This window comes from Ruegeria sp. BC7, assembly GCF_056539165.1.
Window position 1 is genome coordinate 16,493 of the sequence record NZ_JBQFUL010000006.1, and the last position, 26,519, is coordinate 43,011.

At 60.1% G+C, this 26,519-nt stretch carries 20 protein-coding genes; 9 read left to right on the forward strand and 11 right to left on the reverse strand.

Annotated elements, in window-relative coordinates; all coding sequences use genetic code 11:
- Positions 1-93 precede the first annotated feature (93 nt).
- Together ACR0KS_RS14905 and ACR0KS_RS14910 are read left to right on the forward strand one after the other, a co-directional pair.
- Positions 94-804 (forward strand): GntR family transcriptional regulator, encoded by a 711-nt coding sequence (locus ACR0KS_RS14905; RefSeq protein WP_170567364.1) that lies wholly within the window; start codon positions 94-96, stop codon positions 802-804.
- Positions 805-816: 12 nt separating this feature from the next.
- Positions 817-1,914 carry a Gfo/Idh/MocA family protein gene (locus ACR0KS_RS14910; protein ID WP_170567362.1) on the forward strand — a complete coding sequence of 366 codons (1,098 nt, stop codon included), beginning with the start codon at positions 817-819 and terminating at the stop codon, positions 1,912-1,914.
- 2 nt (positions 1,915-1,916) lie between these two features.
- Here the strand turns inward: ACR0KS_RS14910 and ACR0KS_RS14915 are convergent, their stop codons facing one another.
- From ACR0KS_RS14915 to ACR0KS_RS14950, 8 genes are all read right to left on the reverse strand, one after another.
- Positions 1,917-4,541, reverse strand: a complete 2,625-nt coding sequence (locus ACR0KS_RS14915; RefSeq protein WP_170567360.1) for a nitrate reductase — start codon at positions 4,539-4,541, stop codon at positions 1,917-1,919.
- On the reverse strand, positions 4,538-4,870 hold the full coding sequence (gene nirD, locus ACR0KS_RS14920; RefSeq protein WP_170567358.1) for a nitrite reductase small subunit NirD: 333 nt from the start codon (positions 4,868-4,870) through the stop codon (positions 4,538-4,540). The genes ACR0KS_RS14915 and nirD overlap by 4 nt, the downstream gene beginning before the upstream one ends.
- Entirely contained in the window at positions 4,867-7,299 is a 2,433-nt protein-coding gene (gene nirB, locus ACR0KS_RS14925; RefSeq protein ID WP_170567356.1) for a nitrite reductase large subunit NirB, read from the reverse strand. The genes nirD and nirB overlap by 4 nt, the downstream gene beginning before the upstream one ends.
- 5 nt (positions 7,300-7,304) lie before the next feature.
- Complete coding sequence (locus ACR0KS_RS14930) at positions 7,305-8,990, reverse strand: ABC transporter ATP-binding protein (RefSeq protein ID WP_170567354.1); 1,686 nt, start codon at positions 8,988-8,990, stop codon at positions 7,305-7,307.
- A gap of 5 nt (positions 8,991-8,995) precedes the next feature.
- Positions 8,996-10,081 carry an ABC transporter permease gene (locus ACR0KS_RS14935; RefSeq protein WP_170388854.1) on the reverse strand — a complete coding sequence of 362 codons (1,086 nt, stop codon included), beginning with the start codon at positions 10,079-10,081 and terminating at the stop codon, positions 8,996-8,998.
- A 100-nt stretch (positions 10,082-10,181) separates the two neighbouring features.
- Positions 10,182-11,549: a CmpA/NrtA family ABC transporter substrate-binding protein gene (locus ACR0KS_RS14940; RefSeq protein WP_170567352.1), complete on the reverse strand. Its 1,368-nt coding sequence runs from the start codon at positions 11,547-11,549 to the stop codon at positions 10,182-10,184.
- A 277-nt stretch (positions 11,550-11,826) separates the two neighbouring features.
- Positions 11,827-12,999, reverse strand: coding sequence for a CmpA/NrtA family ABC transporter substrate-binding protein (locus tag ACR0KS_RS14945; RefSeq protein ID WP_170388852.1), 1,173 nt, complete (start codon positions 12,997-12,999; stop codon positions 11,827-11,829).
- Positions 12,996-13,580, reverse strand: a complete 585-nt coding sequence (locus ACR0KS_RS14950) for an ANTAR domain-containing protein (RefSeq protein ID WP_170388851.1) — start codon at positions 13,578-13,580, stop codon at positions 12,996-12,998. Before ACR0KS_RS14950 ends, ACR0KS_RS14945 begins: the two co-directional genes overlap by 4 nt.
- A 285-nt stretch (positions 13,581-13,865) precedes the next feature.
- Between ACR0KS_RS14950 and ACR0KS_RS14955 the strand changes: the two genes are divergently transcribed.
- From ACR0KS_RS14955 to ACR0KS_RS14965, 3 genes are all read left to right on the forward strand, one after another.
- The gene (locus tag ACR0KS_RS14955) at positions 13,866-15,020 is read left to right on the forward strand and encodes a phosphoserine transaminase (RefSeq protein WP_170567350.1); all 1,155 of its coding nucleotides are present in this window, start codon (positions 13,866-13,868) and stop codon (positions 15,018-15,020) included.
- Between the two features lie 58 nt (positions 15,021-15,078).
- Complete coding sequence (gene serA, locus ACR0KS_RS14960) at positions 15,079-16,674, forward strand: phosphoglycerate dehydrogenase (RefSeq protein ID WP_170567348.1); 1,596 nt, start codon at positions 15,079-15,081, stop codon at positions 16,672-16,674.
- Between the two features lie 88 nt (positions 16,675-16,762).
- Positions 16,763-17,518, forward strand: coding sequence for a metallophosphoesterase family protein (locus tag ACR0KS_RS14965; RefSeq protein WP_170567346.1), 756 nt, complete (start codon positions 16,763-16,765; stop codon positions 17,516-17,518).
- On the opposite strand, the gene ACR0KS_RS14970 is transcribed toward ACR0KS_RS14965, so the two are convergent.
- The 3 genes from ACR0KS_RS14970 to ACR0KS_RS14980 all read right to left on the reverse strand — a co-directional run bounded on the left by ACR0KS_RS14970 (position 17,505) and on the right by ACR0KS_RS14980 (position 21,201).
- Positions 17,505-19,022 (reverse strand): malonate--CoA ligase, encoded by a 1,518-nt coding sequence (locus ACR0KS_RS14970; protein ID WP_170567345.1) that lies wholly within the window; start codon positions 19,020-19,022, stop codon positions 17,505-17,507. The two genes, ACR0KS_RS14965 and ACR0KS_RS14970, sit on opposite strands and share 14 nt — an antisense overlap.
- A 90-nt stretch (positions 19,023-19,112) precedes the next feature.
- Positions 19,113-19,817: a GntR family transcriptional regulator gene (locus ACR0KS_RS14975; RefSeq protein ID WP_170567343.1), complete on the reverse strand. Its 705-nt coding sequence runs from the start codon at positions 19,815-19,817 to the stop codon at positions 19,113-19,115.
- 25 nt (positions 19,818-19,842) lie between these two features.
- On the reverse strand, positions 19,843-21,201 hold the full coding sequence (locus ACR0KS_RS14980; protein ID WP_480693262.1) for a formimidoylglutamate deiminase: 1,359 nt from the start codon (positions 21,199-21,201) through the stop codon (positions 19,843-19,845).
- Between the two features lie 78 nt (positions 21,202-21,279).
- Here ACR0KS_RS14980 and hutI point away from each other — a divergent pair, with 78 nt between their 5' ends.
- The 4 genes from hutI to hutU are packed head-to-tail and all read left to right on the forward strand — an operon-like array spanning position 21,280 to position 26,511.
- Positions 21,280-22,488 carry an imidazolonepropionase gene (hutI, locus tag ACR0KS_RS14985; RefSeq protein ID WP_170567338.1) on the forward strand — a complete coding sequence of 403 codons (1,209 nt, stop codon included), beginning with the start codon at positions 21,280-21,282 and terminating at the stop codon, positions 22,486-22,488.
- Positions 22,485-24,014 (forward strand): histidine ammonia-lyase, encoded by a 1,530-nt coding sequence (gene hutH / locus ACR0KS_RS14990; RefSeq protein ID WP_170567336.1) that lies wholly within the window; start codon positions 22,485-22,487, stop codon positions 24,012-24,014. The genes hutI and hutH overlap by 4 nt, the downstream gene beginning before the upstream one ends.
- Positions 24,014-24,832, forward strand: a complete 819-nt coding sequence (gene hutG, locus ACR0KS_RS14995; protein WP_170567334.1) for an N-formylglutamate deformylase — start codon at positions 24,014-24,016, stop codon at positions 24,830-24,832. Before hutH ends, hutG begins: the two co-directional genes overlap by 1 nt.
- Positions 24,829-26,511, forward strand: a complete 1,683-nt coding sequence (hutU, locus tag ACR0KS_RS15000; protein ID WP_170567332.1) for a urocanate hydratase — start codon at positions 24,829-24,831, stop codon at positions 26,509-26,511. The genes hutG and hutU overlap by 4 nt, the downstream gene beginning before the upstream one ends.
- Positions 26,512-26,519 lie beyond the last annotated feature (8 nt).

Genomic DNA, 26,519 nt, shown 5'->3' on the forward strand with positions numbered 1-26,519 from the left:
GTGCATCTTTTGACTTTCCTCTTGCGTAGCAATCACTTTGATGTAGATCAATAGTGTATCAATTTTTTCCGCGACTCGGTGAAGCACCCCGAAATGACTGCCAACAGCCGCAACCCCAACGCGCTGCCGATCTATGTGCAGATCGCCGAGCTTTTGATCCGCGACATCGCCGCGGGCCGCCTGATTGATGGTGAGCGTTTGCCGCCTGAACGTGACATGGCCACGAACCTCAATGTCTCGGTCGGGACGTTGCGAAAATCGCTGGCGGAGCTTGAGAAAAAAGGGATGTTGGAGCGTATCCAGGGCTCGGGAAATTACATCCGCGAGACCGGAACGCAGAACAGCGTCTATGCAATGTTCCGGTTGGAGCTGCCCCAAGGCGGGGGCCTGCCGCGCGCCGATATCCTGTCAGTGGACCATCTGGAAAAGCCCGCCGACCTGCCGGAATTCGGGACTTCGACCAAGGGGTCGCGGGTGCGCCGGATGCGCTATTTGAATGACACAATCATCGCGGTCGAGGAAATCTGGCTGGACGACTCAGCCGGTCAGGTGGATCAGACGCTGCTTTCGGATTCGCTATACCGTTACTACCAGCAGCAGCTTGGGTTCTGGATCACACGGGCCGAGGATCGCGTTTCGGTCCGTTCGCTGCCTGACTGGACGCCTGAGACCTTTACAAAACCCGCTGGCGAAACGGCTGGCTATATCGAGCGGTTTAGTTGGTCCGAGGGGCCGGAACCGGTCGAGTTTTCAAAAACGTGGTTCGACCCGGATCGGGCCACCTATGTCCAACGTCTGAAGTAGAAGGAAACGCGCATGACCCGGACCATCCATTACGGGCTGATCGGATGCGGCATGATGGGGCAAGAGCACCTGCACAATATTGCTCTGCTAGAGGGCACGCAGGTGCCGGCGATCTTTGAGCCAGATGAGGCAATGGCCAGCGCCGCGCAAGCGATTGCGCCCGATGCGCAGATGGTGGCGTCGGTCCAAGACCTACTGGCCGTGGACGATCTGGATTGCATTGTGATCGCCAGCCCCAATCATCTGCACGTGGATCAGATTGAGCAGATCGCACAGGCGCGGCCCTTGCCCTTGCTGGTGGAAAAACCTCTGTTCACCGACCCGGCAGATGCGGCGCGGCTAGAGGCCATCCAGCGCGATTACCCCCATCCGATCTGGGTCGCGATGGAGTATCGCTATATGCCGCCGATCGCTGCCCTGATTGATGAGGCGCAGGTGACCGGCGGGGTCAAAATGCTGACCATCAAAGAACACCGCTTTCCCTTTCTGGACAAGGTCGGCAACTGGAACCGCTTCAACCGCAATACGGGCGGCACGTTTGTCGAAAAATGCTGTCACTTCTTCGACCTCATGCGTTTGATCCTGCAATCGGACCCGGTGCGCGTGACGGCCAGCGGCGGGCAGGCCGTTAATCATCTGGACGAGGCTTACGAGGGCGAGACACCTGACATTCTGGACCACGGCTATGTCATGGTCGATTTCGCTTCGGGTGCGCGTGCGATGCTGGAGCTATGTATGTTCGCTGAAGGCGCGCGGTATCAGGAGGAAATCTCGGCGGTCGGTCCAGACGCCAAGATCGAGGCGCTGGTGCCTGGACCGGGGCGTTTCTGGCCCGACCATCTGGGTGACGCGCCGGTGCCGCAACTGATCGTCAGCCCACGCAATCCCAAGGGGCCGGTCGCCAAGGACATCCCCGTCGATCCGCGTCTTCTGGCGGCGGGCGATCACAACGGGTCGACCTTCTACCAGCATCAGGGATTTCTGTCCGTTTTGCGCGGTGAGAAACCCGCCCCCGAGGTGACCTTGCAGGACGGGCTGTGGGCTGTGCGCATGGGGCTGGCCGCGCAGAAAGCGCTGGAAACCGGGGAAACGGTCCGGTTCTCCAGCTAGGACTATTCCGCGGCCTCTTTCTGTTGCGCAGACGCCAGAAGTGTCGCCAGTTCGGGGCGGCACGATCCGCAGTTGGTCCCGGCTTGAAGTGCTTCGCCGATGGCTTCGACGCTCAACAATCCTTGCGACTCGATGGCTGTCAGGATCGTGTTCACGCCCACGTCAAAACAGGAACACAGCACTGGGCCAGGGTCGGGCATATCGGCTGGGGCGCGACCGGACAAAAGATCGGGAACTTGCGGCAGAGTCGCCAGATAGTCGCGCATCACGGCGACGGGTTCCGGCGAGACAAACAAAGCTGCAACCAACTGACCGTTTTCGCGGAACGCCAGCCGTGCGACACCTCGGGCGGGGTCTTCAACCGCAGTGATTTCCGCATTTGGCAGCCGGAACAGTTCGCGTGCGGCGGCTTGCCAATCTTCCGCCATTTGCAAGCCTGCCAGTTCAGCGCGATACCCGGATTTCGTCGGCGTTTGCGCCCAGTACTCGCAAGAGGGGTTCATCTCACGATCCGAGACCGAAAACCCATACCATCTGGCTGCAAATCGGGTGACATTCACCACTGATGCCTTGCTTTCAGGTTGGCCCGAAACCGGGTCTGTTGCGGCGGCAACTACCGTGTCTATCCGGGCCGAAGGCGCGGTTTCTCCGGTCCAGTGAATCGGCGCAAAAACCTGTCCTTGGGTCACGCTGTTACTGATCCTGGCGCGCAGAATGGCCGTCCCTTGCGGGCTGAGCACCTCGACCAGATCGGCAGGGCGGATTCCGGTGCTTTGGGCATCCTCTGGGTGAATGTCCAGAAATGGCTCGGGCAAATGCGCGGACAAGCGCGAAGACAATCCCGTGCGTGTCATCGTGTGCCACTGATCCCGCAAACGCCCAGTGTTGAGCCAGAACGGGTATCGAGGCTCGGTTCTGGCGGCAGGCGGGCGCCAAGAGACAGGTAGCACACGGGCTTTGCCGTCTGGATGGAAGAACTGACCATCGGCAAAGAACCTACCGCCTTGCCGCGCGGCAGTGACCGGCCAGCGGGTGGGCTTCAACATGTCGTATCCGGTCGCATCCAGATCGGCGAGGCCCGAGATATCAAAGTCCCGCCCAAAACGCGCGGCGACGCCAGACAGGGCGGCATATTCAAGGAATATCTCTCTGGGAGACTGATAGTCGAACGCAGATTTCCAACCCATCCGGCGTCCAACTTCGGCCAGGATGTCCCAATCGGCGCGGGCCTGACCGGGCTTGGGCAACACCGAACGCTGACGGCTGATAGTGCGGTCAGAGTTGGTGACAGTGCCATCCTTCTCGGCCCATGCAGCGGCAGGTAGCAGAACATCGGCCAACCGCGCCGTGTCGGATCGGGCCGTGATGTCGGAAACTACGGTAAACGGGCAGGCGGCAATCGCGTCCCGAACGGCGTCGGCGTCGGGCATCGAGACAACCGGATTCGTGTGAATCACCCACAGTGCCTTGATCCGACCGTCACCAACGGCACGGAACATATCAACCGCTTTCAAACCCTGAACCTCGGGCATGTGCGGCGCGGACCAGAATTCACGCACGGCGGCGCGATGATCCGCGTTTTCGATATCCAGATGGCAGGCAAGCATATTGGCAAGCCCACCAACCTCGCGCCCGCCCATGGCGTTTGGCTGACCTGTGACCGACAACGGCCCGCAGCCCGGTTTGCCGATGCGCCCCGTGGCCAAATGACAGTTAAGGATCGAATTGACCTTATCACTGCCTGCGGTCGACTGGTTCACGCCCTGACTGAAGATCGTCACGACCTTTTCGGTGCCGATCCACAGATCGCAGAATTTGGCGATATCTTCTGGTTGCAGCCCCGTGACCGAGACATCGTCGGCCAGCGCGCTGTCCAGAGCTTCGCGAATACCGTTGGTATGCTTCACAAAGTCGGTATCGACCAGTCCACGCGCGTCAATCTGTGTAAGTAGGTGATTGAACAGCGCCACATCGCTGCCCGCTGCCAGCGGCAGGTGCAGATCGGCGCTGTCGCACGAGGCGGTCCGGCGCGGGTCGATCACAATGATCTTGGTCCCGCGTGACTGACGTGCTGCCATCAGGCGCTGATACAGAACCGGGTGGCACCATGCCAGATTGGACCCGACCAGAACCACCAGATCGGCCTCGTCCAGATCCTCGTAAGTGCCTGGCACGGTGTCGGTGCCAAAAGCGCGCTTGTGCCCTGCAACGGTCGAGGCCATGCATAGCCGCGAATTGGTGTCGATATTGGCCGAGCCGATGAACCCTTTCATCAGCTTGTTGGCGACATAGTAGTCTTCGGTCAGCAACTGACCTGAGACGTAAAATGCCACCGAGTCAGGCCCGTGTTCGGCAACGGTTTCTCGAAACCGGTTCGCGACAAGGTCCAGCGCATCGTCCCACCCTGTTTCCTGGCCCGAAACTATCGGAGAAAGCAGACGTTGGGACAGCCCGACAGTTTCGGCCAAAGCCGACCCCTTGGAACACAGCCGACCTAAGTTGGCTGGATGCTCGGGGTCGCCGGTGACTGTCAAACCGCCTGCGTCGTCCTGTTGCAACAGGACGCCGCATCCGACTCCGCAATAGGGGCAGGTCGAGCGGGTCGCGCAGGAACCGAGGTCTTTCACGCGGCGCTCCTTCGCTTAAGCGAGGCGCTGTCCAGCAGGATACGCTCGCCGTCCAGCTGCACCGGATAAGTGGCAATCTGCCCCTCATCCGCGCCCTGCGCCTGACCAGAGTTCAGGTCGAACACCCAGTTGTGCAGCGGGCAGGTAACGGATTGGCCATGCACGATGCCCTCGGACAATGGCCCACCCTTGTGCGGGCAGGTGTCCGAGGCGGCAAAGACTTCGTCCTCAGCCGTGCGGAACAAGGCGATACACCCAACGGGCGTTTTCACCACGCGCGCGCCGCGCAGGGGGATGTCGTCGATATGTCCGATGTCGATCCAGCTCATTCTGCGGCCTCCAGTGTCAGATCAGCGATGGGCGCAAAGCGCTGGGCTTCTTTGGCGTGTTCTGCCCACGGGTCTTTGCGGTAAATGGATTGGCTGAGTTCAAACCGCTCGACCAGAGCGCGGCGGTTGTCCAGATCGTCCACCACCGTTTCCTTGATCCAGTCGAGGCCGACCTTCGCCATCCATTTATACAGGCGGTCCAGATACTTGCCGCCTTCACGGTAGGCTTGGGTGACGGCCATGACGACCTCGATCGCCTCATCCTCGGTTGGCACCTGAACCAGTAGCTCGGTTTCCTTGACGTCCATGCCAGCTGCACCGCCGATGCTGATCTGATATCCGCTGTCGACACAGACCACACCGATATCCTTGCAGGTCGCCTCGGCGCAGTTACGCGGGCAGCCCGAGACCGCCAACTTCAACTTGTGCGGCGTCCACGAGCCCCAGAGGATCTTCTCGAGCTTCACGCCCAGCCCGGTGCTGTCCTGTGTCCCGAACCGGCAGTGATCGGTGCCGACACAGGTTTTCACCGTGCGCAGACCCTTGGAATAGGCGTGACCCGAGACCAGCCCGGCCTTGTTCAGATCGGACCAGATATAGGGCAGGTCTGCGCCTTTCACGCCCAGCAGGTCGATACGCTGACCGCCGGTGACTTTGACCGTGGGAACATCGTACTTCTCGGCTGCATCTGCGATGGCGCGCAGTTCCGCCGGGTTGGTGATGCCGCCCCACATGCGGGGCACGACGCTGAACGTGCCGTCCTTCTGGATGTTGGCGTGTTTACGTTCATTGACGAAACGGCTTTGCGGGTCGTCCTGATATTCCACCGGCCAGTCGGCCAGCAGGTAGTAGTTCACCGCCGGGCGACAGACATGGCAGCCGTTGAGCGTCTTCCAGCCTAGCTCTTGCCAGACGGCCTCCTGGCTTTTCAGCTCTTGCGACTTGATCAGGCGGCGGACGTCTTCGTGGGTCAGGTCGCAGCAGCCGCAGATGGGCTGCGCGGTGGGCATCTGGAAGTCGTCGCCCAGTGTGACCTGCAGAAGTTGCTCGACCAGTCCAGTGCATGTCCCGCAGGAGGCGCTGGCCTTGGTGGTTGCGCGGATCGTGCCCAGATCGGTTGCGCCATCTGCAATGGCCGCTGTGATGTCGGATTTGCAAACGCCGTTGCAGCCACAGATTTCCGCCTCAGGCGGCAATGCTGCAACGGCTGAGAGAGGGTCCGCAGAGCCGCCCCCCTGATAGGCCGGACCAAAGATCAGCGTCTCGCGCATCTCGGATACGTCCTCGGCGTCGCGGATCAGGCCGAAGAACCAGTTGCTGTCTGCGGTGTCGCCATACATGACCGCACCGACCAGCTTGTCTTCTTCCAGAACCAACCGCTTGTAGACACCACGGGCCGGGTCGCGGAACACGATGTCCTCGCGGGTGTCACCTTCGGCAAAATCCCCAGCGCTGAACAGATCACAGCCGGTGACTTTCAGTTTGGTCGACAAGGAGCGCTGTTTGAACGCAGCCTCGTCACCCAGCAGAGTCTGTGCCAGCACCTTGGCCTGATCGTAGAGCGGCGCGACAAGGCCGAAAATTTCGCCCTGATGTTCGACACATTCACCAACGGCATAGATGTCGGCGTCCGAGGTGATCATCTGATCGTCCACATGAATGCCGCGTCCAACCGCCAGACCGGTTTCTTGCGCCAGCGCGATGTTCGGGCGGATGCCCACAGCCATCACCAGCAGGTCACAGGGCAGTTCGGTGCCGTCGTCCAGCAACAGCGCCCGGGCCTTGCCATCCTTGCCTGCGATCTCGGTCGATTTGGCATTCAACAGAACTGTGATGCCTTTTTCTTCCAGCGATTTTTTCAGCAGATAACCTGCGGCGGGGTCAAGCTGACGCTCCATCAGATGGCCCATGATATGCACCACGGTCACGTCAGCCCCACGCGCGGCCATGCCTGCAGCGGCCTCAAGGCCCAGCAAACCGCCGCCGATCACGACCACCTTGTTGCCCGCGCCCATACCCATCATCTGTTCGGTGTCTTCCAGATCGCGATAGGCGATCACGCCGTCCAGATCATGCCCCGGCATCGGGATCATGAACGGGTTCGAGCCAGTGCCGAAGATCAGTTTGTCATAGGGCACATGACCGTTTTCACCTTCGATGACCTTCAGATCGCGATCGATCTTGACGACCTTCTCGCCGAACCGACAAGTGATGCCCCGCTCGGCATACCAATCGTCGTCATGGGTCACGATGTCTTCGTAAGTCTGATCGCCGGCCAGAACCGGGCTGAGCATGATGCGGTTGTAGTTCCCGCGCGGCTCGGCGTTGAACAGGGTAATGTCAAAGGCATCGGGGGCGGCGTCGGTCAGGTGCTCCAACACCCGGCCCGAGGCCATACCTGCGCCGATAACCACAAGTTTCTGTTTCATGTCATTCACTCCGCGGCAATGGCGTTGGGGGCAGGGCTTTTGGGCTTGGGTTTGGCCCCGTGCTCGTATTCCTCGAGGAAATCCAACACTTCTTGCCGGTATTCGTAGTAATCGGGATGGGCCAACAGCGCCTTTCGGGTGCGCGGGCGGGGCAGATCGACATTGGTGATCTTGCCGATCGTGGCCTGCGGACCGTTGGTCATCATCACCACGCGGTCGGCCAGCAGGATCGCCTCGTCCACATCATGCGTGACGCAGATGGTGGTGACTTTGGTACGTGACCAGACCTCCATCAGAACCTCTTGCAGCTCCCACCGGGTGAGACTGTCGAGCATCCCGAAGGGCTCATCCAGCAGCAGCAGCTTTGGTGACAGGGCAAAGGCGCGGGCAATGCCGACACGCTGACGCATCCCGTTTGAAAGTTCGGCCGCGGATTTGTCCATCGCGTCGGCCAGGCCGACCCGTTCCAGATAGTATTCAACCACATCCTGCCGTTCCGCCTGGCTTGCACGCGGATAGACGCGGTCTACACCGACCGAGACGTTTTCCTTGGCGGTCAGCCAAGGGAACAGCGAGGGCGACTGGAACACAACCGCGCGTTCGGGGTCTGCGCCTTCGACGTGGCGGCCATCCAGTTTGATCGCGCCTTTCGAGATTCCGTTCAGACCTGCGGCCATGGTCAGAACCGTGGACTTGCCGCAACCCGAGTGACCGATCAGCGAGATGAACTCACCCCGGTTGAGTTTCAGGTTAAAGTCCTCGACCACGGTCAGCGGGCCTTTGGGTGTGGGGTAGACCTTGTGCAACTGGCTGAAGTCCAGATAGCGTTCTTCGATCAAGCCCTCCTGCGCCTCTTTCAGCGCATTGGGGATGCCGTGGATCGGAGTCACGTCGGGTAGGGTCTTGGTGCCTTCGACTTTGGCCTCGATACCTACGTCCATCAGGTATTTCGTAACTTCACCACGCAGTGCCTTGAACGTTTCGTCATGGTTCATGGCGGAACGATCGCGCGGGCGGGGGATCGAGACCTTGAACTCGGTCCCAAGCGTGCCATCGGGGTTCAGCGGGATGATGCGGTCGGCCAGCAGGATCGCCTCGTCCACGTCATTGGTGATCAGGACACAGGTCTTGCGGTCGGCCTCCCAGATTTTTTCGATCTCTTCCGCCAGATTGCCACGGGTCAGCGCGTCCAGCGCCGAAAGCGGCTCGTCCAACAGTAGAACCTCGGGGTCCATCGCCAGCGCGCGAGCCACGTTCACCCGTTGGCGCATCCCGCCCGACAGTTCGGCAGGGCGGCGGGCGGCGGCGTGGCTCAGGCCGACCATCTTGATGAAATGGGCAACCTTTTCCTCTTTCTCGGCCTTGGGCATCTTGGGGAAGACCGCGTCCACGGCCAGCCGCACATTGCCCGTCACCGTCAGCCAAGGCATCAGCGAGTAGTTCTGGAAGATCACCCCCCGCTCGGGAGCGGGGCCAGTGATGGGTTTCTCGCGGTAGGTGACAGTGCCTTTCGACGGGAACTCGATCCCCGCCATCAGGTTGATCAGCGTGGTCTTGCCTGTGCCGGAAAAGCCCAGCAAAACCACGAACTCACCTTCCTGAACCGAGAGGTTGATGTCTTTCAGCACATCCGTCGCGGCGGTGCCGGTCCCGAAGGATTTGCTGACATTCTTGAAGTCGATCACAGCCATATCGGTCACCGGTTGTTCGAGAATGTGAACAGCGACTGCAGCGCGTACATCACACGGTCCAGCAGGAAGCCGATGATGCCGATGGTGAAGACAGCCACCATGATTTTGGCCAGCGAGCTGGACGAGCCGTTCTGGAACTCATCCCAGACGAATTTGCCCAGACCGGGGTTCTGCGCCAGCATCTCGGCCGCGATCAGAACCATCCAGCCGACACCCAGCGACAGGCGCAGGCCGGTGAAGATCAGCGGCAGGGCCGAAGGCAGCACCAGCTTGGTGATCTTGGTGTAGGTGTTCATTTTCAGAACCTTGGACACGTTCACCAGATCCTTGTCGATCGACGCCACACCCAGCGAGGTGTTGATCAGCGTCGGCCACAGCGAACACAGCGTCACCGTGATGGCCGAGATCAGGAAGGATTTCGCGAACCAGCCGTCGTTGGTGACATACACGGCCGAGACGATCATGGTGACGATCGGCAGCCAGGCCAGTGGCGAGACGGGTTTGAAAATCTGGATCAGCGGGTTCAGCGCAGCATTCGCCGTGGGCGACAGACCGGCAGCGATACCAAGCGGAACGGCGACGATGGTCGCGATCAGAAAGCCGAAGAAGACCGTTTTGATCGAGGTCCAGATTTGGTTGTAATAGCTCGGCGCGCCGGTATAGGCGACATTCTTGACCTTATCCGCCTGACCCGCTTCGATCAGCTTTTGGTTGCGCTTTTCAACCATCGCCTCGAACTTGGCTTTTTTGGCGGCCTTGGCCTGCGCGTCCTGATGAAGGCTGACAGCTTCGTCCCAGACTTGCGCCGGTCCGGGGACCGCGCCCAACGAGGTCTGTACCTTGGGCGCAAGCGTGCCCCAGAGCAGCAAAAAGGCGCAGATGGCCAGCAGTGGCACCGCCAGCAGACGCCAGATTTCGCCCATTTGTGCGCGGGGGTTGTCGCCTGCGGTTGCCCTTAGAATAGGTGTGATCCAGGCGAGGCCCAGAACCTGGAACCATTTGTCGGCGGCGTTGATCCGGGTGAAAAGGCGCGCTTTGCGGGCTTCGCGTTCGGCCTCGTTGGATAGCGTATCGTGGTCGATTGCTGTCATCTTGCGGTCTCCTGGCCCGGACACATGGCGCCGGGCGGGGGTGGAATTCTGTATTGGGATTGGTGCCCCCCGACCACGCAGAGCCGGGGAGCGAGGGGAGTTAGCCCTGAACTTCGGTGCCTATGACGACCTGCTCGCCTTTCAGGCCAATCGGCAGGCTTTGCAGATAGGCGTTGGGTTGGCGTGCGTCATAGGGGATGCCGTCGATGATATCTTCGGCGGGCGTCGGAGCCTTGTAGCCATCGCTGTCCCAGGGGAAGTCGGCTTCGTTCGCCAGACCTTCGTCCACCAGCATGCGGGCGGCGTCCAGATAGATGTCGGGGCGATAGACCGATTTGGCGACTTCATCGTACCATGCGTCGGTCTGCGGCTCGGCGATCTGACCCCAGCGGCGCATCTGGGTCAGGTACCAGATGGCGTCCGAATAGAACGGGTAAGTCGCGTTGTAACGGAAGAACACGTTGAAGTCGGGTACTTCGCGCTTGTCGCCCTTTTCATATTCAAACGTCCCGGTCATCGAGTTCGCGATCACGTCGTAATCGGCACCCACATATTCCGGTTGGCTCAGCATTTCGACCGCTGCGGGGCGGTTGGCGTTGTCGTTTTCGTCCAGCCAGATCGCAGCACGGATCAGAGCTTTGGTCACGGCGCGCGTCGTGTTGGGATATTCCTCGGCGAATTCAGCGGTGATGCCGAAGACTTTTTCCGGGTTGTTCTTCCAAAGTTCATAGTCGGTGATGACCGGCACGCCGATACCCTTGAACACGGCTTGCTGGTTCCACGGTTCACCCACGCAGTACCCATAGATGGTGCCCGCTTCCAGCGTTGCAGGCATCTGTGGCGGAGGGGTTACCGACAGGAAAACGTCTGCACCGATCTGGCCCGTTACATTCTCGGGGCTGTAATACCCCGGATGCAGCCCGCCAGCCGCCAGCCAGTAGCGCAGTTCATAGTTGTGGGTCGAAACGGGGAAAACCATGCCCATGTTGAAGGGCTTGCCTTCGGACTTGTATTTCTCGACCACCGGGGCCAGAGCCTCGGCCGAGATCGGGTGCTGCGGGCGGCCGTCATCCATGGTGGGGATGTTTGGCTTCATTTCTTCCCAGATCTCGTTCGACACCGTGATGCCGTTGCCGTTCAGGTCCATCGAGAAAGGGGTGACGATATGCGCTTCGGTGCCGTAGCCGATGGTCGCGGCCAGAGGCTGACCGGCCAGCATATGTGCACCGTCCAGTTGCCCGTCGATCACGCCGTCCAGCAGCACTTTCCAGTTGGCTTGCGCTTCCAGTGTCACGAACAGACCCTCTTCAAGGAAATAGCCGTTCTCGTAGGCTACGGCCAGCGGAGCCATGTCGGTCAGTTTGATGAAGCCGAAGGTCAGTTCGTCTTTCTCCAGTTCCAGCGTCTCGGCCAGGGCTGGGCTGATCAGGGCGGTGGTGGCGACAAGGCCAGCGAGGAATCGCTTCATGTGGGTCTGTCCCTTTTCTGTTGGTCCCGGTCATCCGGGAGGGGGGTAAAAAACAAAAAGCCGCTGCACGCTCTGGCCGGGAGGAGGGGCCAGAGAGTGAGCGGCTCTGCTCAGTCGTTCCCAATCTTTGGGATGAATTCTAAGGGTACACGCCATTGCGTACCGATGGAGGCAGGGTGCGAAACCGGGCGGTTCAGTTCAAGTCCATTTGCTGCGACGCGGCGTCAAATTCTGCGTTCGCACCATCTGGTGCAGGGCGTTGCATAATTTTTGTGCATCAGATGTCCTGCGGATCAAAAATGCGCCCATCCAAAAAAGCATCCGGCTTCAACGACAATTGCCCGTTATGCGACGCCACGGGGGTCGTTTCCCGAATCGCGCCCTCCAACTTTTCTGACGCGCCGGGCAGATCGGCACCGATTCCAGCAAGCTGACTTCGATAAATATCGCTGCGAAAAACACTACCCGCCTGTGCTAGCGCCATGTGCGGATCAAGATTGTACCGCTGTGCCAGGCGCTGGGCGATCCACTTGGCTTGGCTGCGCCAGGGAAAGTTCGCAGCTCCATCGTGGAACTCGACGAATCCGGGAACCTCGCGTTGTTCGGCCTGTCCTGAAATCGTGAAACGACCCGACAATGCGCGGTCGATAAGTTCAGAGGACAGGTTCAGATAAGTGTCACGCGCCAGAATCTCGGCGGCGGCGGTGTTGCTGCCCGGGCGGTGCAGCCAGCGACCGGCGCGCCACACCGCGCGCATCAGCTTGCCCAGCAAATGGGGTTCCGTGTCTGCCCATTCGGTGCGAACGGCCAGCACTTTTTCCGGCGCAAAGGCCCATATCGCCTGACCCGGCAGCAATAGAGCACCCGCTTGGGATTCCACGGCGACCGAGCCCCAGGGTTCGCCCACGCAGAACGCGTCAACATCGCCTTCGGCCAGCGCCTGCGCCATCAATGGCGGGGGAATCGTGCGCACCTCTATGCCGACGCGGGACAAATCGGTGGCTTCGATCCAGCAGTGTAGCAACTCGACATGCAGGGAAAAGGGAAATGGCACACCAAAGACCAAAGGACGGTCGGTTACCGAGGCCAACGCAGCGGCGGCCTTGAACGGGTCGTGGAAGTCGAAATCATAGCCGGTTTCCCGCAGGCGGTTTTCCAGTGCGCGACTGATGCCGATGACGTCACCGTTGACCGACAGGACCGAAACGGCCGACAGCGGCTGTGTCACCCCTCCCAGCCCCAAGGCCATCGCCACAGGAACAGGGGAAAGCAAATGCGCGGCATCCACGCGCCCAAACGCCAACATGTCCCGGACGGATGACCACGACGGCGCGGCGATCAATTCCAGCTCGATCCCTTCCGCTCGGGCCAGCCCCATTTCGTGGGCAACAATCAGGGGCGCTGCATCTACCAGCGGGACGTAGGCAACGGGGAGTGTAACAGCATTCATGACAGCAACCCCGATGCGGTGACCAAAGCCTCGGCCACGTCTGCCACCCGGCGGCCTTGATCCATAGCGGCCTTGCGCAGCAGGGCGTAGGCTTCTTCTTCTTCGACCCCGCGCGCCTTCATCAGCAGACCCTTGGCGCGGTCTATAACCTTTCGTTCTTCCAGTGCGCGCTTGGTCTCGGCCAGTTCCCGGCGCATCTGGCGCACGATCTGGAACCGGGCGATGGCAGCGTCCAGAACAGGTTTCAATCGGTCAGGCTGCATCCCGTCCACGACGTAGGCCGAAAGCCCGGCCTCAATCGCCGTTGATGCCAGATCGCCCGCCGCGCCCGAGACGAACATTGCCACCGGTCGCTCTAGCGGGCCCGAAGCCAGCGTGAGTTCCTCGAGCATATCTCGGGTCGGGTTGTCGATGTCGATCAGCACCACATCCGGCGTCAGAGCCGCGATCTTGCGCGCAAGGCTCGATACGTTCCCGATGACATGCACATCATATGCGCCAGACGCTTTGAGGGCATCTACGATAGCGATTGCACGTTCGCGGTCTTCTTCTACGACTACAATGGTCAGGGTGTCAGGCATGGCACCTTTTCACCGCCCCTTCGTCTGATCACAAGAGATCAGGGGGCAATCCGTTGAAGCCACGACCAAAGTGCCTAAAAAACAGTCAATTGCCAGCGGCGAGTCGGCAAATGGCCTCGCAACCGACGCCTATCGGAAACTTTTGACCGCGTTTTATGTCCGCAGACGTGTCGTTTTCTGGCAATGAAGTGTCTTTTCTACTTGCTGCATTGCGGCAGGGTTTCTAGGAGTGGCGGTGGGACACCCCTCCCCAACGAGGGGCGTGTATCTGGAAGGATAATACAGATGACTATCGAACAACCGGTCACGCGGCCGGCGAATCCGCGTTTTTCCTCTGGCCCCTGCGCCAAACCCCCCACATTTGATCTGAGCAAGCTGGCCGATGCCGCATTGGGCCGGTCGCACCGTGCCGCTGTTGGCAAGGACAAGCTGAAGGCGGCCATCGAAGGCACGCGCGAGGTGCTGGGCATTCCGGCTGATTACAAGATCGGCATCGTTCCCGCGTCGGACACTGGCGCGGTTGAGATGGCGTTGTGGTCGCTGCTGGGCGAACGCAAGGTCGAGATGCTGGCTTGGGAGAGCTTCGGTGCAGGCTGGGTCACCGATGTGGTCAAGCAACTGAAGATCGACGCCGAGGTGAAAACCGCCGACTACGGGCAGATCGTCGATCTGGCCTCGATCGATTTTGCCAATGACGTGGTGTTTACGTGGAACGGCACGACTTCGGGCGTGCGGGTTCCCAATGGCGACTGGATCGCGGCTGACCGTCAGGGTCTGACGATTTGTGACGCGACAAGCGCCGCCTTTGCGATGGACCTGCCGTGGGACAAGCTGGATGTAACCACCTTTAGCTGGCAGAAAGTGCTGGGCGGCGAAGCGGCCCACGGGATGCTGATCCTCAGCCCCCGCGCGGTGGAGCGGCTGGAAAGCTACACCCCCGCATGGCCGCTGCCCAAGATTTTCCGCCTGACCAAGGGCGGCAAGCTGATCGACGGCATCTTTACCGGGGCCACGATCAACACGCCCTCGATGCTGGCGGTTGAGGATTACCTGTTCGCGCTGGACTGGGCGCGCTCGGTTGGCGGCCTGCAAGGGCTGATCGCCCGGGCCGATGCCAATGCTGGCGCGGTGCATGCGTTCTGCGATCAGAATGACTGGATCGCAAACCTGGCCGAGGATGCAGCGACGCAGTCGAATACGTCCGTTTGCCTGAAATTCACCGATCCACGTATTCAGGATGGTGCGACATTCGCCAAAGCCGTGGCCAAACGGCTGGAGGCCGAGAACATCGCGCTGGATATCGGAGCCTATCGCGATGCCCCTGCCGGCCTGCGCATCTGGTGCGGCGGTACGGTCGAGACCTCGGACGTTGAGGCGATGCTGCCGTGGTTGGCCTGGGCTTTTGAAGCCGAAATCGCGGCACAAACCGAAGCTGCCTGACATTTTTACCGGGCCGCATCCGGCCCGGACCCTCCATACAATTCAAGGACCAGAGAATATGGCTCCCAAAGTACTCGTATCTGACAAGCTCAGCGAAACCGCCGTGCAGATCTTCCGCGATCGCGGCATTGATGTGGATTTCATGCCCGATCTGGGCAAGGACAAGGACAAGCTGGCCGAGGTGATCGGTCAGTATGACGGCCTTGCCATCCGTTCGGCCACCAAGGTCACGCCGACCCTGCTGGAGAAAGCCGACAATCTGAAAGTTATCGGTCGTGCCGGGATTGGCACCGACAATGTCGATAAGGAAGCGGCGTCCAAGAAGGGCGTGATCGTGATGAACACGCCGTTCGGCAACATGATCACCACCGCCGAACACGCGATTGCGATGATGTTCGCCGTGGCGCGGCAAATCCCCGAGGCCAGCACCTCGACCCATGCGGGCAAGTGGGAAAAGTCCAAATTCATGGGGATCGAGCTGACGAACAAGACGCTTGGCGTCATCGGCGCGGGCAATATCGGCGGAATCGTCTGCGAGCGTGCGCTGGGTCTGAAAATGAAAGTGGTCGCCTACGACCCTTATCTGGGCGAAGAGAAAGCCGCCAAGATGGGTGTCGAAAAGGTCGAGCTGGAAGAATTGCTCGCGCGGGCTGATTTCATCACGCTGCACGTGCCGTTGACCGACCAGACCCGCAATGTCCTTAGCCGTGAGAACCTGGCCAAGACCAAGAAGGGCGTTCGCATCGTGAACTGTGCCCGTGGCGGTCTGGTCGATGAGGACGCGCTGGCCGAGCTGCTGCAATCGGGTCATGTCGCTGGCGCGGCCTTCGACGTTTTCAGCGAAGAACCGGCCAAGGAAAACGCGCTGTTCAACCTGCCCAACGTGGTCTGCACGCCTCACCTTGGCGCTGCAACGACCGAAGCGCAGGAAAATGTGGCGCTTCAGGTGGCTGAGCAGATCTCGAACTATCTGCTGACCGGAGCCGTTGAAAACGCGCTGAACATGCCCAGCGTAACGGCTGAGGAAGCCAAGGTCATGGGGCCGTGGATCAAGCTGGCCGGACATCTGGGCAGCTTCATCGGTCAGATGACGGATGAACCGATCAAGGCGATCAACATCCTTTATGACGGTGTCGCGGCTGAAATGAACCTCGCGGCCCTGAACTGCTCGGTCGTGGCGGGGATCATGAAGAAATTCAATCCCGAGGTGAACATGGTCTCGGCCCCGGTTGTCGCCAAGGAACGCGGGATCAAGATCTCGACCACCAATCAGGACAAATCGGGCGCGTTCGAGGGGTACATCAAGGTGACCGTCGTGACGGAAAAGCGTGAGCGGTCCATCGGCGGAACTGTTTTCAGCGACGGCAAGCCGCGCTTCATCCAGATCAAAGGCATCAATATCGACGCCGAAGTGGGTGCGCATATGCTCTATACCACCAACGAAGACGTGCCGGGCATCATCGGCGCACTGGGTCAGACGCTGGGAGAGAGCGACGTCAACATTGCCAACTTCACCCTTGGTCGGACCGAAGCGGGCGGAGAAGCGATCGCGCTGCTTTATGTGGATGAACCTGTGCCGGCCGACGCGCGCGCAAAGCTGGCAGAAACCGGTCTGTTCACCCAGATCAAGCCGTTGCAGTTCGATGTTGCTTAAACGGCTCTGAATGATAACCAACTTGATGCCCGCGCCCAAAAAGCGCGGGCATTGTCTTTTTGCGTTTACCTGAATGGGCCACAATCGCATGACCCATAAGAAAGGCGAGGCAGTGATGACCCCAATCTACGCGATAGGAGATATCCACGGGCAGCTTGATATGCTGCACGCCGCGCTTTCGCGGATCGAGGAAGATGGCGGCCCCGATGCGCGTGTCGTATTCCTTGGCGATTATGTGGACCGGGGACCGAACAGTCGCGGCGTACTGGACCTTTTGATCGAAGGGCAGCGCGCGGGGCGGAACTGGGTGATGATCAAGGGGAACCACGACAGAATGATGGCGCGGTTCGTTCAGGCGACCGAGATCGCCGACACGCATCTGCCGATCACGCTTAGCTGGTTGCATTCGCGTCTGGGCGGGCGCGAGACGTTGGCCTCTTACAGGGTCACGGTCGAGGACACAGATCGCATTTATCAAGTCCATGAACGCGCGCGTCACGCGGTGCCACAGGCACATCTGGATTTCATCAATGCGCTGCCGCATTACCATGTGGAAGATGACCTGCTGTTCGTTCATGCCGGTATCCGTCCCGGTGTGCCTCTGGATCAGCAGTCCGAGAATGATCTGGTCTGGATTCGGCACGAATTTCTTGAGGATAAGAGTGCGCATCCGTGGCTGATCGTACATGGGCATACGCCGGTGGATCAGGCCGAACATTGCGGCAATCGGGTCAATCTGGATACGGGCGCAGGTTACGGCCAACCGTTGACATCGGCCGTTTTCCAAGGGCAGCGGTGTTGGCGTTTGACGGATCGCGGGCGGGTGCCGCTTATGCCTGTGTAAACAAGTCCTGATACCTGTCCCGCAGGATGTTTTTCTGAACTTTGCCCATCGTATTGCGGGGTAGTTCGTCCAGCACGATCAGCTTGCGCGGATGTTTGAAACGGGCCAACGCTTTCTGCACATTGGCCTCAACCAACGCGATGTCGGGCGTTTGGCCGGGTTCCGGCACCAGAATACCCAGAACGGTTTCACCAAAGTCCGGGTGCGGCACGCCGATCACGGCACTTTCCAGCACGCCGGGTTGATCATCCAGCACCAGCTCAACCTCTTTGGGGTAGATGTTGTACCCGCCCGAGATGATCAGATCTTTGCCACGCCCGACGATATGAACGTAGCCATCCGCGTCTACATGTCCGAGATCACCGGTGATAAAGAACCCATCTTTGCGCAATTCAGCAGCTGTCTTTTCCGGCATGCCCCAATAGCCCTGGAATACATTGGGGCCGCGCACCTCGATCATTCCGATTTCACCCTGAGGACGCTCGACCCCGGTTTCCGGGTCGGTGACCTTGAGCTCGACATCCGGCAACGGGAAGCCAACTGTTCCGGCCCGGCGTTCCCCGTCATAGGGGTTGGACGTGTTCATGTTGGTTTCGGTCATGCCATAGCGTTCAAGGATGCGATGGCCGGTGCGTGCCTCGAACCTTTCATGCGTTTCTGCAAGCAGCGGGGCCGAGCCTGATATGAACAGCCGCATGTGCTGCGCCAGATCGCCGGTAAAACGATCATCCGCCAGCAGGCGCGTGTAAAAGGTCGGGACGCCCATCATGGACGTGGCCTGCGGCATCAGGCGCAGCACGTCGCCCAGATCGAATTTCGGCAGAAAGATCATCGACCCGCCCGAGGCCAGCGCCACGTTCGTCGCCACAAACAGCCCGTGTGTGTGAAAGATCGGTAGCGCATGCAAAAGCACATCGTCGCGGGTGAAACGCCACTCCTGCACCAAAGTGTCGGCATTGGACAGCAGGTTGGCCTGCGACAGCATCGCGCCCTTGGACCGCCCAGTGGTGCCCGAGGTATAAAGGAAGGCCGCCAAGTCATCCTCGGTGCGCCGAACCGGTTCAAAGGCGGGCAACATGCCAAGCGCACGCCGCATGAGGCTGCCTTTGCCGTCAGCGCTCAGAGTTTCAAGCCGCGCATTTTGCGCTTGGGCGATTGGCGCAAGATCCGCTTCGGTCCGGGGATCACAAAGGACCAGCGACGCGCCGCTGTTTTCGATAAAATAAGTCAGCTCGCCAACCGTGTATCCCGTGTTGAGCGGCAGAAAGACCAACCCGGTTTGCGCACATGCCGCATAGACGGCCAAGGCTTCGGGCGACTTTTCTACCTGAACAGCCACTCGGTCGCCGGGTTCCAGGCCGTATCCGGTCAATGCGTTCGCGATCCGCGCCGCCATGTCCAGAAACGCGGCATGGGTCAGCGTCTGACCATCTGGCAATTGCAGGAACGGGGTGTCTTTTCCCGCGTGAATGCCAAACAAGCGATCATAGAGCGGGTTGCCCATGCCATCAGTCCTTATGCCGGATTGTCCGGTTCTGAATCTGGCTTGGAATGCGGGGGCGGTAAAGTCAAAATTGCGAGAATCCAGAACCTCTCAGAACTGAGTGGTCATGCGGTACCCGGCTGCAAAATACATCTTGGCAAAGGTAACAGGCTGCCCCTCAAGCCACGTGATACGCTCGCCTGTGAAAACCGGCTCACCTTCGGCGACATCCAGAAAGTCAGCCAGAGTTGCATTTGCGCGGCTGGCCAGAAAGGTCAGTTCCACATTGGTGAAAGGCACGGTCTGGATCAGCCATTCATTCGGGCCGATCTCTGAGAAATCCGCCTGCTTCACCTGCGGCACGCTGTCGGTGACGATCCAGCGATCTTCGTACTGAAAAGGCGTGTTGCCCGAATAGTGCATGCAGCGCACATGCACGACGTCCTGACCCGGCGATAGGGCAAGCCGCGCGGCCAGCCAGTCGGGGGCCGTTTTCTGATCGCAGGACACCAGCGCATAGCGATAGGTCCCGCCCAACGCCTCAACCTCGTCTCGGACCATGGGGATGGTGAACCGCGCCTGACGTTGCGGTGCGCTCAGGACTCGCGTTCCGGCTTTGCGGCGGCGTTCCAGATATCCTTCTTCGGCCAGTTCCCTAAGCGCCCGGTTGACGGTGGTGCGGGTGCACGAGAATTCGGCGGCAAGCGCTGACTCATTCGGCAGCAGCGAATCCGGCTGCCACTCACCAGACCGAATACGTGCCAGAACGGTCTTCTTGATGTCTTTGTAGCTGGTGTTTTCGGTGGGTTGGGTCATGTGGCCTCGGCTTTGGTGCCTTGTCTTAGAGTTCGCTTAGCAGTTCCGCAATCGCTGCCCGGTACGCTGGGATGATCTGTTCACGATGAATGTGTCGCCCTTGTCGCACCATATGGCGTCCAGCCGACCACAGGTCTGTCACCAACCCATCCGGGGCAGCAAAACAAAGACCGTCCAGCACCTGATCGTCACGCAAGGCACACAGCGTCGGGTGGGTGCGGTCGATGGCGACAAGGTCGGCTATTTTGCCCACCGCGATTTCCCCGCTGTTACGCCCCAGCGCCTGTGCGCCGCCAGCCGCGGCACCGGTATAAAGGGCATGGCCAACCGATCCTTCCGGCGAAACCATAATGGTGCGCGCCCGGTCGCGGAGGCGTTGCGAATACTCCAGCATCTGGAGCTCTTCGGGTAGTGAAATCCTGATATTAGAGTCTGATCCGACGCCGAACCGCCCACCATTGTTGATGTACTCCGCCCCGTTGAAGATACCGTCCCCAAGGTTGGCCTCGGTGATCGGGCACAACCCAGCCACGGCTTTGGATTGCGCCAACCGCTGCGTTTCCGCGTTGGTCATGTGCGTCGCATGGATCAGGCACCAGCGGCTATCCACGTCAAAGTTGCTGAGTAGCCAGCCAACAGGACGGTCGCCAAGGGCGGCTTCGACGTCGGCGACCTCCTGCATCTGTTCAGCGATGTGCATATGCACAGGACCGCTTGGTCGTGCGTCGAGTACGGTCTGAATGTGCTGCGCCGTGGTCGCGCGCAGGGAGTGGGGCGCGACCCCGATTACAGAATCCGAATGGGGCAGAGCCCGTTGGCACTCTTCAACCAGCCTTAGAAACCGATCTGCCGAGTTGCCAAATCGCAATTGCCCACCGGTCAGAGGCTCCTGCCGCACGCCGCCATAGGTGTATAGCACAGGCAGATGGGTCAACCCGATGCCGGTCTGACTTGCGGCAGCTAAGATGCGCTGGCTGAGTTCGGAAAGCGTGTTGAAGGGCTGCCCTCCTGGTTGATGGTGGACATAGTGAAACTCACCCACCGAGGCGTACCCGGCCTCCTGCATCTCCATGTAGACCAATGCTGCAATGGCTTGAACCTGCTTTGGGTTCAGCCTGTCCAGAAAACGGTACATCAGCGTGCGCCACGTCCAAAAGCTCTCGCGTCCGGCTGCGCGCACTTCGGTCATGCCCGCCATGGCCCTTTGGAACGCGTGGCTGTGCAGGTTGGCCAAGGCTGGCAGCAGGACATCAACGCGCACGTCATCTGACTTGGCTCCGACCCCGGTTTGTATCTGCGTTATCTGGCCATGCTCAACCTTGACCCAAAGATCGTGGAACCAATCAGAGCCTAGCAAGGCAGTTTTGGCGTGGATCGACATCAGTATCCCAATTTGTGTAGACTTTAAATATTTATACATATACGAAATGACAAATTGCAACGGAAACCCCAAGGAATCGTCATGGCGGCACAATCGGTCCTTTTCTGTTCTCAGGTGGCCTCGATGGTGCCGGGATCAGATCCATATGGTTTGGGCCGGGACATGGCTGTTGCGGTCGAAGGTGAGAGAATTGCGTGGGTCGGCCCAAAGTCGGCCTTGCCCCCTCAATATTCGGCGTGGCCACGCACGGATTTTGGGGACAGGTTGATGACACCGGCCCTGATTGACGCCCATACGCATATTGTATTCGGGGGCAACCGGGCAGCAGAGTTCGAGATGCGGCTGAACGGTGCCTCATACGAACAGATCGCCCGTGCGAGGGGCGGAATCCTGTCGACGGTCACGGCGACTCGGAAGGCCAGCGAAGCAGAGCTTTTGGCCGATGCCCTGACCCGCGTGGATGCTTTGATTGCGGAAGGTGTTGCCTGCATCGAAATCAAATCCGGTTATGGTTTGGATACTGAAACCGAACTGAAAATGCTGCGCGTGGCGCGACAGATCGGGCAGGTTCGCCCGGTTCGGGTCAGAACAAGCTTTTTGGGCGCGCATGCCGTGCCACCTGACTTTGCGGGCCGGCCAGACGACTATCTGAACGAGGTCTGCCTCCCAACCCTGCGTGCAGCTCAGTCCGAGGGGCTGGTGGATGCGGTGGACGGCTTTTGTGAAGGAATAGCTTTCTCACCCGACCAGATTGCTGTTGTTTTTGATGAAGCCAAGCACCTTGGGCTGCCCGTTAAACTGCATGCCGAACAGCTTTCTAATCTTGGCGGGGCAAGGCTGGCGGCCAGATACGGGGCTTTGTCCGCTGATCATATCGAGTATCTGGACAGCGCCGGCGTATCCGCGATGGCAGAGGCTGGCACCGTTGCCGTGCTTTTGCCGGGGGCGTTCTACACTTTGCGCGAGACGCAGGTTCCTCCGGTGCAGATGCTGAGGGACAATGGTGTGCCTATGGCGCTGGCGACGGATTGCAATCCGGGGTCGTCTCCGCTGGCCTCGATCTTGCTGACGATGAACATGGCTTGCACCCTGTTCCGCCTGACACCCGAAGACGCATGGGCCGGGGTCACCCGGAATGCAGCCCTGGCGCTTGGGTTAAGGGATAGCGGCACGATCGCTGTCGGTCAGCGCGCTGATCTGGCGGTGTGGGATGTTCAGCATCCGGCAGAGTTGCCATACCGGATCGGATTCAACCCCCTGCACACGCGCGTATTCGGAGGTCAGGTATGACGCGTTACGCTTTGGTGCCGGGGCAGGTTTCGCTGTCTGATCTTGCGGAAATCTATCGCACGCAGGCTTCGGCCTTTCTGAAAGATGGGTGCCGACCAGCCGTCGATGCGGCAGCGTCGCGCGTTCAGGACGCCGCCGCAGGAGAGGCGGCGGTCTATGGCGTCAACACCGGTTTTGGCAAACTGGCGAGCCATAAGATCAAAGCGGATGACACGGCCAAGCTGCAGTGCAACCTGATCCTCAGCCATTGCTGTGGCGTCGGGCCGGCCGTGCCCCGTCGCATTACACGGCTGATGATGACGCTCAAGCTGATCTCATTCGGGCGCGGAGCGTCGGGTGTGCGTTGGGACCTGATCGAGCTGTTGCAAAATATGTTGGAGCGCGGGGTTACTCCGGTTGTGCCTGCGCAGGGTTCTGTGGGTGCCTCAGGCGATCTTGCACCGCTGGCGCATATGACGGCTGTGTTGATCGGAGAGGGTGAGGCCGATGTCGATGGCCGCGTATTGCCGGGCCGCGACGCGCTGAAATCGGTCGGGTTAGAGCCTGTTGAACTTGGACCGAAAGAAGGGTTGGCCTTTATTAACGGAACCCAGTTCTCAACCGCATACGCGCTGGCCGGATTGTTTGAAGCCTGGCGCGCGGCCCAGAACGCTCTGGCCATTTCAGCGCTTTCGACGGACGCGATCATGGGCTCTACCGCCCCTCTGCGGCCCGAAATTCACGCCCTGCGCGGCCACCGAGGGCAAACCGAAGCCGCCGGAGCCATGCGATCCATTCTGGCCGGGTCTGAAATACGCGAGAGCCATCGTGACGGGGATACACGCGTTCAGGACCCGTATTGCATCCGGTGCCAGCCACAGGTCACGGGTGCAGCGATGGATGTCATGCGCCAGGCGGCGGCCACGCTTGAGGTTGAGGCCAACGCCGCCACGGACAATCCGCTGGTGCTTGAGGATGCAATTCTGTCAGGCGGGAACTTTCATGCCGAACCCGTGGGTTTTGCGGCGGATATGATCGCGCTGGCCCTGTCTGAAATCGGCGCTATTGCGCAGCGCCGTATTGCGCTCATGGTTGATCCGACCCTTAGCTTTGACCTGCCGCCCTTCCTGACGCCTGAACCGGGTCTGAATTCGGGCCTGATGATCGCCGAAGTCACCACTGCCGCGTTGATGAGCGAAAACAAGCATCTGGCGAACCCCTGCGTCACAGACAGCACACCGACATCCGCCAACCAGGAAGACCACGTCTCGATGGCGGCGCATGGGGCGCGACGTCTGATGCGCATGGTCGATAACCTGAGCTACATTCTGGGCGTCGAACTGCTGTGCGCTGCTCAGGGTGTGGAATTTCGCGCACCGCTTGGCACCAGCGCGCCATTGCAGCAGGTCATCCAGCGTCTGCGCGCGGACATCGACCCGCTAAAGGATGATCGCTATCTGGCCCCGGACCTTGAGGCCGCAAAAAGGCTGGTCGCCGACGGGGATATCCTGAGGGCGGTGGGCACCCCGATGCCGGAGCTTAACTGATGCAAGTGGTCAGCGTTCTAAGGGGCGACAGCCCGATCGTGCTGGGGCAACCTCATGGCGGGACGTTTGTGCCTGCCGATATCGCGGTGCGCCTGAACGACACCGGCCGCGCCCTCGCCGATACCGATTGGCACATAAACAGGCTCTACAAAGGGGTTTTCGACGGTGTATCCGTCGTTCAATCCAACATTCATCGCTATGTCATTGACGCCAATCGTGCACCGGACGGGGCGTCATTGTATCCGGGGCAGAATACGACGACGCTTGTGCCTTTGACGGATTTTGACGGGCGCCCGATTTGGGTTGAGGGTCAGGACCCTTCGGCGGACGAAACGGAAAGCCGACGGCAGGCGTTCCACGCGCCATATCACGATGCCCTGCAGCAAGAGTTGGAGCGGGTCCGTAATCGCCACGGTGTTGCGATCCTGTTCGATTGTCACTCGATCCGATCCGTGATCCCATATCTGTTTGAGGGCGAACTACCGGTGTTCAATACGGGCACAAATGGCGGCCAGAGTTGTCATCCCGCTATTGAGCAGGCTGTACATCACGTCGCGACTGATGCTGATGGATACTCATCCGTTTTGAACGGTCGCTTTCGGGGGGGATGGACAACGCGCCATTACGGTCGCCCGTCCGAGGGTATTCATGCGATCCAGATGGAAATCGCGCAGCGGGCGTATATGGACGAAACACCCCCATGGACATGGCGCGAGGAACGCGCCGCATCCCTGCGACCTCATCTGCGCAATATGCTGTCCCGTTTAAGCGAACTGGCGCTTTCAGGCGAACTCACCAACACAGGAGCCCACTTATGAGCGATCCGCGCAAAAACACCCGCGATGTCTATCCGCCGACCGGCCCCGAGTTGAATGCCAAAAGCTGGATGACCGAGGCTCCGCTGCGGATGTTGATGAACAACCTGCACCCGGATGTGGCCGAAAACCCGCATGAGCTGGTGGTCTATGGCGGTATCGGACGCGCGGCGCGGACATGGAAAGATTTCGACACGATCGTCGCTGGTCTGAAGGATCTGGAGGCGGACGAGACCTTGATCGTCCAGTCCGGCAAACCAGTGGCCATCATCCGCACGCACAAGGATGCGCCGCGCGTCTTGATCGCCAACTCCAACATTGTGCCGCATTGGGCGACCTGGGACCATTTTAACGAGCTCGATAAGAAGGGCTTGATGATGTACGGCCAGATGACTGCGGGGTCGTGGATCTATATCGGCACACAAGGTATCGTTCAGGGCACCTATGAAACCTTTGCCGAGGCCGGGCGTCAGCACTATGGCGGCGATCTGACAGGCCGGTGGATTCTGACCGCGGGTTTGGGCGGTATGGGTGGTGCGCAACCTCTGGCGGCTGTTTTCGCCGGAGCCTGTTGTCTGGCGGTCGAGTGCAACCCGGACAGCATCGACTTCCGTCTGCGGACCAAATATCTGGACGAAAAGGCCGACACGCTGGACGAGGCGCTGGCGATGATCGACCGCTGGACCAAAGCGGGTGAGGCGAAATCGGTTGGTTTGCTGGGCAATGCCGCCGAAGTTTTCCCCGAGATCTACCGCCGCATGGCCGAGGGCGGGGTGCGTCCTGATATCGTCACGGACCAGACCAGCGCGCACGACCCGATCAACGGTTACCTGCCGGTGGGATGGTCGATGGCCGAATGGCGCGACAAGCGCGAAACAGACCCTAAAGCGGTCGAAAAGGCCGCATGCGCGTCGATGAAACAACACGTTGCGGCGATGGTCGATTTCTGGAACGCAGGCGTGCCGACGCTGGATTATGGCAACAACATCCGACAGGTGGCGCAGGATGAAGGGCTGCAGAATGCCTTTGCCTTCCCCGGTTTTGTTCCCGCCTATATCCGCCCTCTGTTCTGCAAGGGGATCGGTCCGTTCCGCTGGTGCGCGTTGTCCGGCGACCCCGAGGACATCTACAAGACCGACGCCAAGATGAAGGAACTGTTCCCTGAGAACGAGCACCTGCATCGTTGGCTGGACATGGCGCGGGACCGGATCGCATTTCAAGGGCTGCCTGCCCGTATCTGCTGGATCGGGTTGGGCGATCGGCACCGCGCGGGATTGGCTTTCAACGAAATGGTGGCCAATGGCGAGTTGAAAGCGCCGGTCGTCATTGGTCGGGACCATCTGGATAGCGGCTCGGTTGCTAGCCCCAACCGCGAAACCGAGGCGATGCTAGACGGGTCTGACGCGGTGAGTGACTGGCCCCTGTTGAATGCGTTGATCAACACTGCCAGCGGCGCGACATGGGTGTCCCTGCATCACGGAGGCGGTGTGGGCATGGGGTTCAGTCAGCACGCCGGTGTCGTGATCTGCGCCGACGGAACCGAGGACGCCGCAAGGCGGTTGGAACGTGTGTTGTGGAACGACCCGGCCTCAGGCGTGTGGCGTCATGCGGATGCGGGCTATGACATCGCAAAGGATTGTGCGCGTGAACATGGTTTGCGGTTGCCGGGAATTCTGGGCTAGGCCGCATC

Coding starts and splice junctions, on each gene's coding strand:
- ACR0KS_RS14905 (WP_170567364.1), top strand. CDS start 94: ATGACTGCCAACAGCCGCAACCCCAACGCGCTGCCGATCTATGTGCAG.
- ACR0KS_RS14910 (WP_170567362.1), top strand. CDS start 817: ATGACCCGGACCATCCATTACGGGCTGATCGGATGCGGCATGATGGGG.
- nirD (WP_170567358.1), bottom strand. CDS start 4,870: ATGAGCTGGATCGACATCGGACATATCGACGACATCCCCCTGCGCGGC.
- nirB (WP_170567356.1), bottom strand. CDS start 7,299: ATGAAACAGAAACTTGTGGTTATCGGCGCAGGTATGGCCTCGGGCCGG.
- ACR0KS_RS14930 (WP_170567354.1), bottom strand. CDS start 8,990: ATGGCTGTGATCGACTTCAAGAATGTCAGCAAATCCTTCGGGACCGGC.
- ACR0KS_RS14935 (WP_170388854.1), bottom strand. CDS start 10,081: ATGACAGCAATCGACCACGATACGCTATCCAACGAGGCCGAACGCGAA.
- ACR0KS_RS14940 (WP_170567352.1), bottom strand. CDS start 11,549: ATGAAGCGATTCCTCGCTGGCCTTGTCGCCACCACCGCCCTGATCAGC.
- ACR0KS_RS14945 (WP_170388852.1), bottom strand. CDS start 12,999: ATGAATGCTGTTACACTCCCCGTTGCCTACGTCCCGCTGGTAGATGCA.
- ACR0KS_RS14950 (WP_170388851.1), bottom strand. CDS start 13,580: ATGCCTGACACCCTGACCATTGTAGTCGTAGAAGAAGACCGCGAACGT.
- ACR0KS_RS14955 (WP_170567350.1), top strand. CDS start 13,866: ATGACTATCGAACAACCGGTCACGCGGCCGGCGAATCCGCGTTTTTCC.
- serA (WP_170567348.1), top strand. CDS start 15,079: ATGGCTCCCAAAGTACTCGTATCTGACAAGCTCAGCGAAACCGCCGTG.
- ACR0KS_RS14965 (WP_170567346.1), top strand. CDS start 16,763: ATGACCCATAAGAAAGGCGAGGCAGTGATGACCCCAATCTACGCGATA.
- ACR0KS_RS14970 (WP_170567345.1), bottom strand. CDS start 19,022: ATGGGCAACCCGCTCTATGATCGCTTGTTTGGCATTCACGCGGGAAAA.
- ACR0KS_RS14975 (WP_170567343.1), bottom strand. CDS start 19,817: ATGACCCAACCCACCGAAAACACCAGCTACAAAGACATCAAGAAGACC.
- hutI (WP_170567338.1), top strand. CDS start 21,280: ATGGCGGCACAATCGGTCCTTTTCTGTTCTCAGGTGGCCTCGATGGTG.
- hutH (WP_170567336.1), top strand. CDS start 22,485: ATGACGCGTTACGCTTTGGTGCCGGGGCAGGTTTCGCTGTCTGATCTT.
- hutG (WP_170567334.1), top strand. CDS start 24,014: ATGCAAGTGGTCAGCGTTCTAAGGGGCGACAGCCCGATCGTGCTGGGG.
- hutU (WP_170567332.1), top strand. CDS start 24,829: ATGAGCGATCCGCGCAAAAACACCCGCGATGTCTATCCGCCGACCGGC.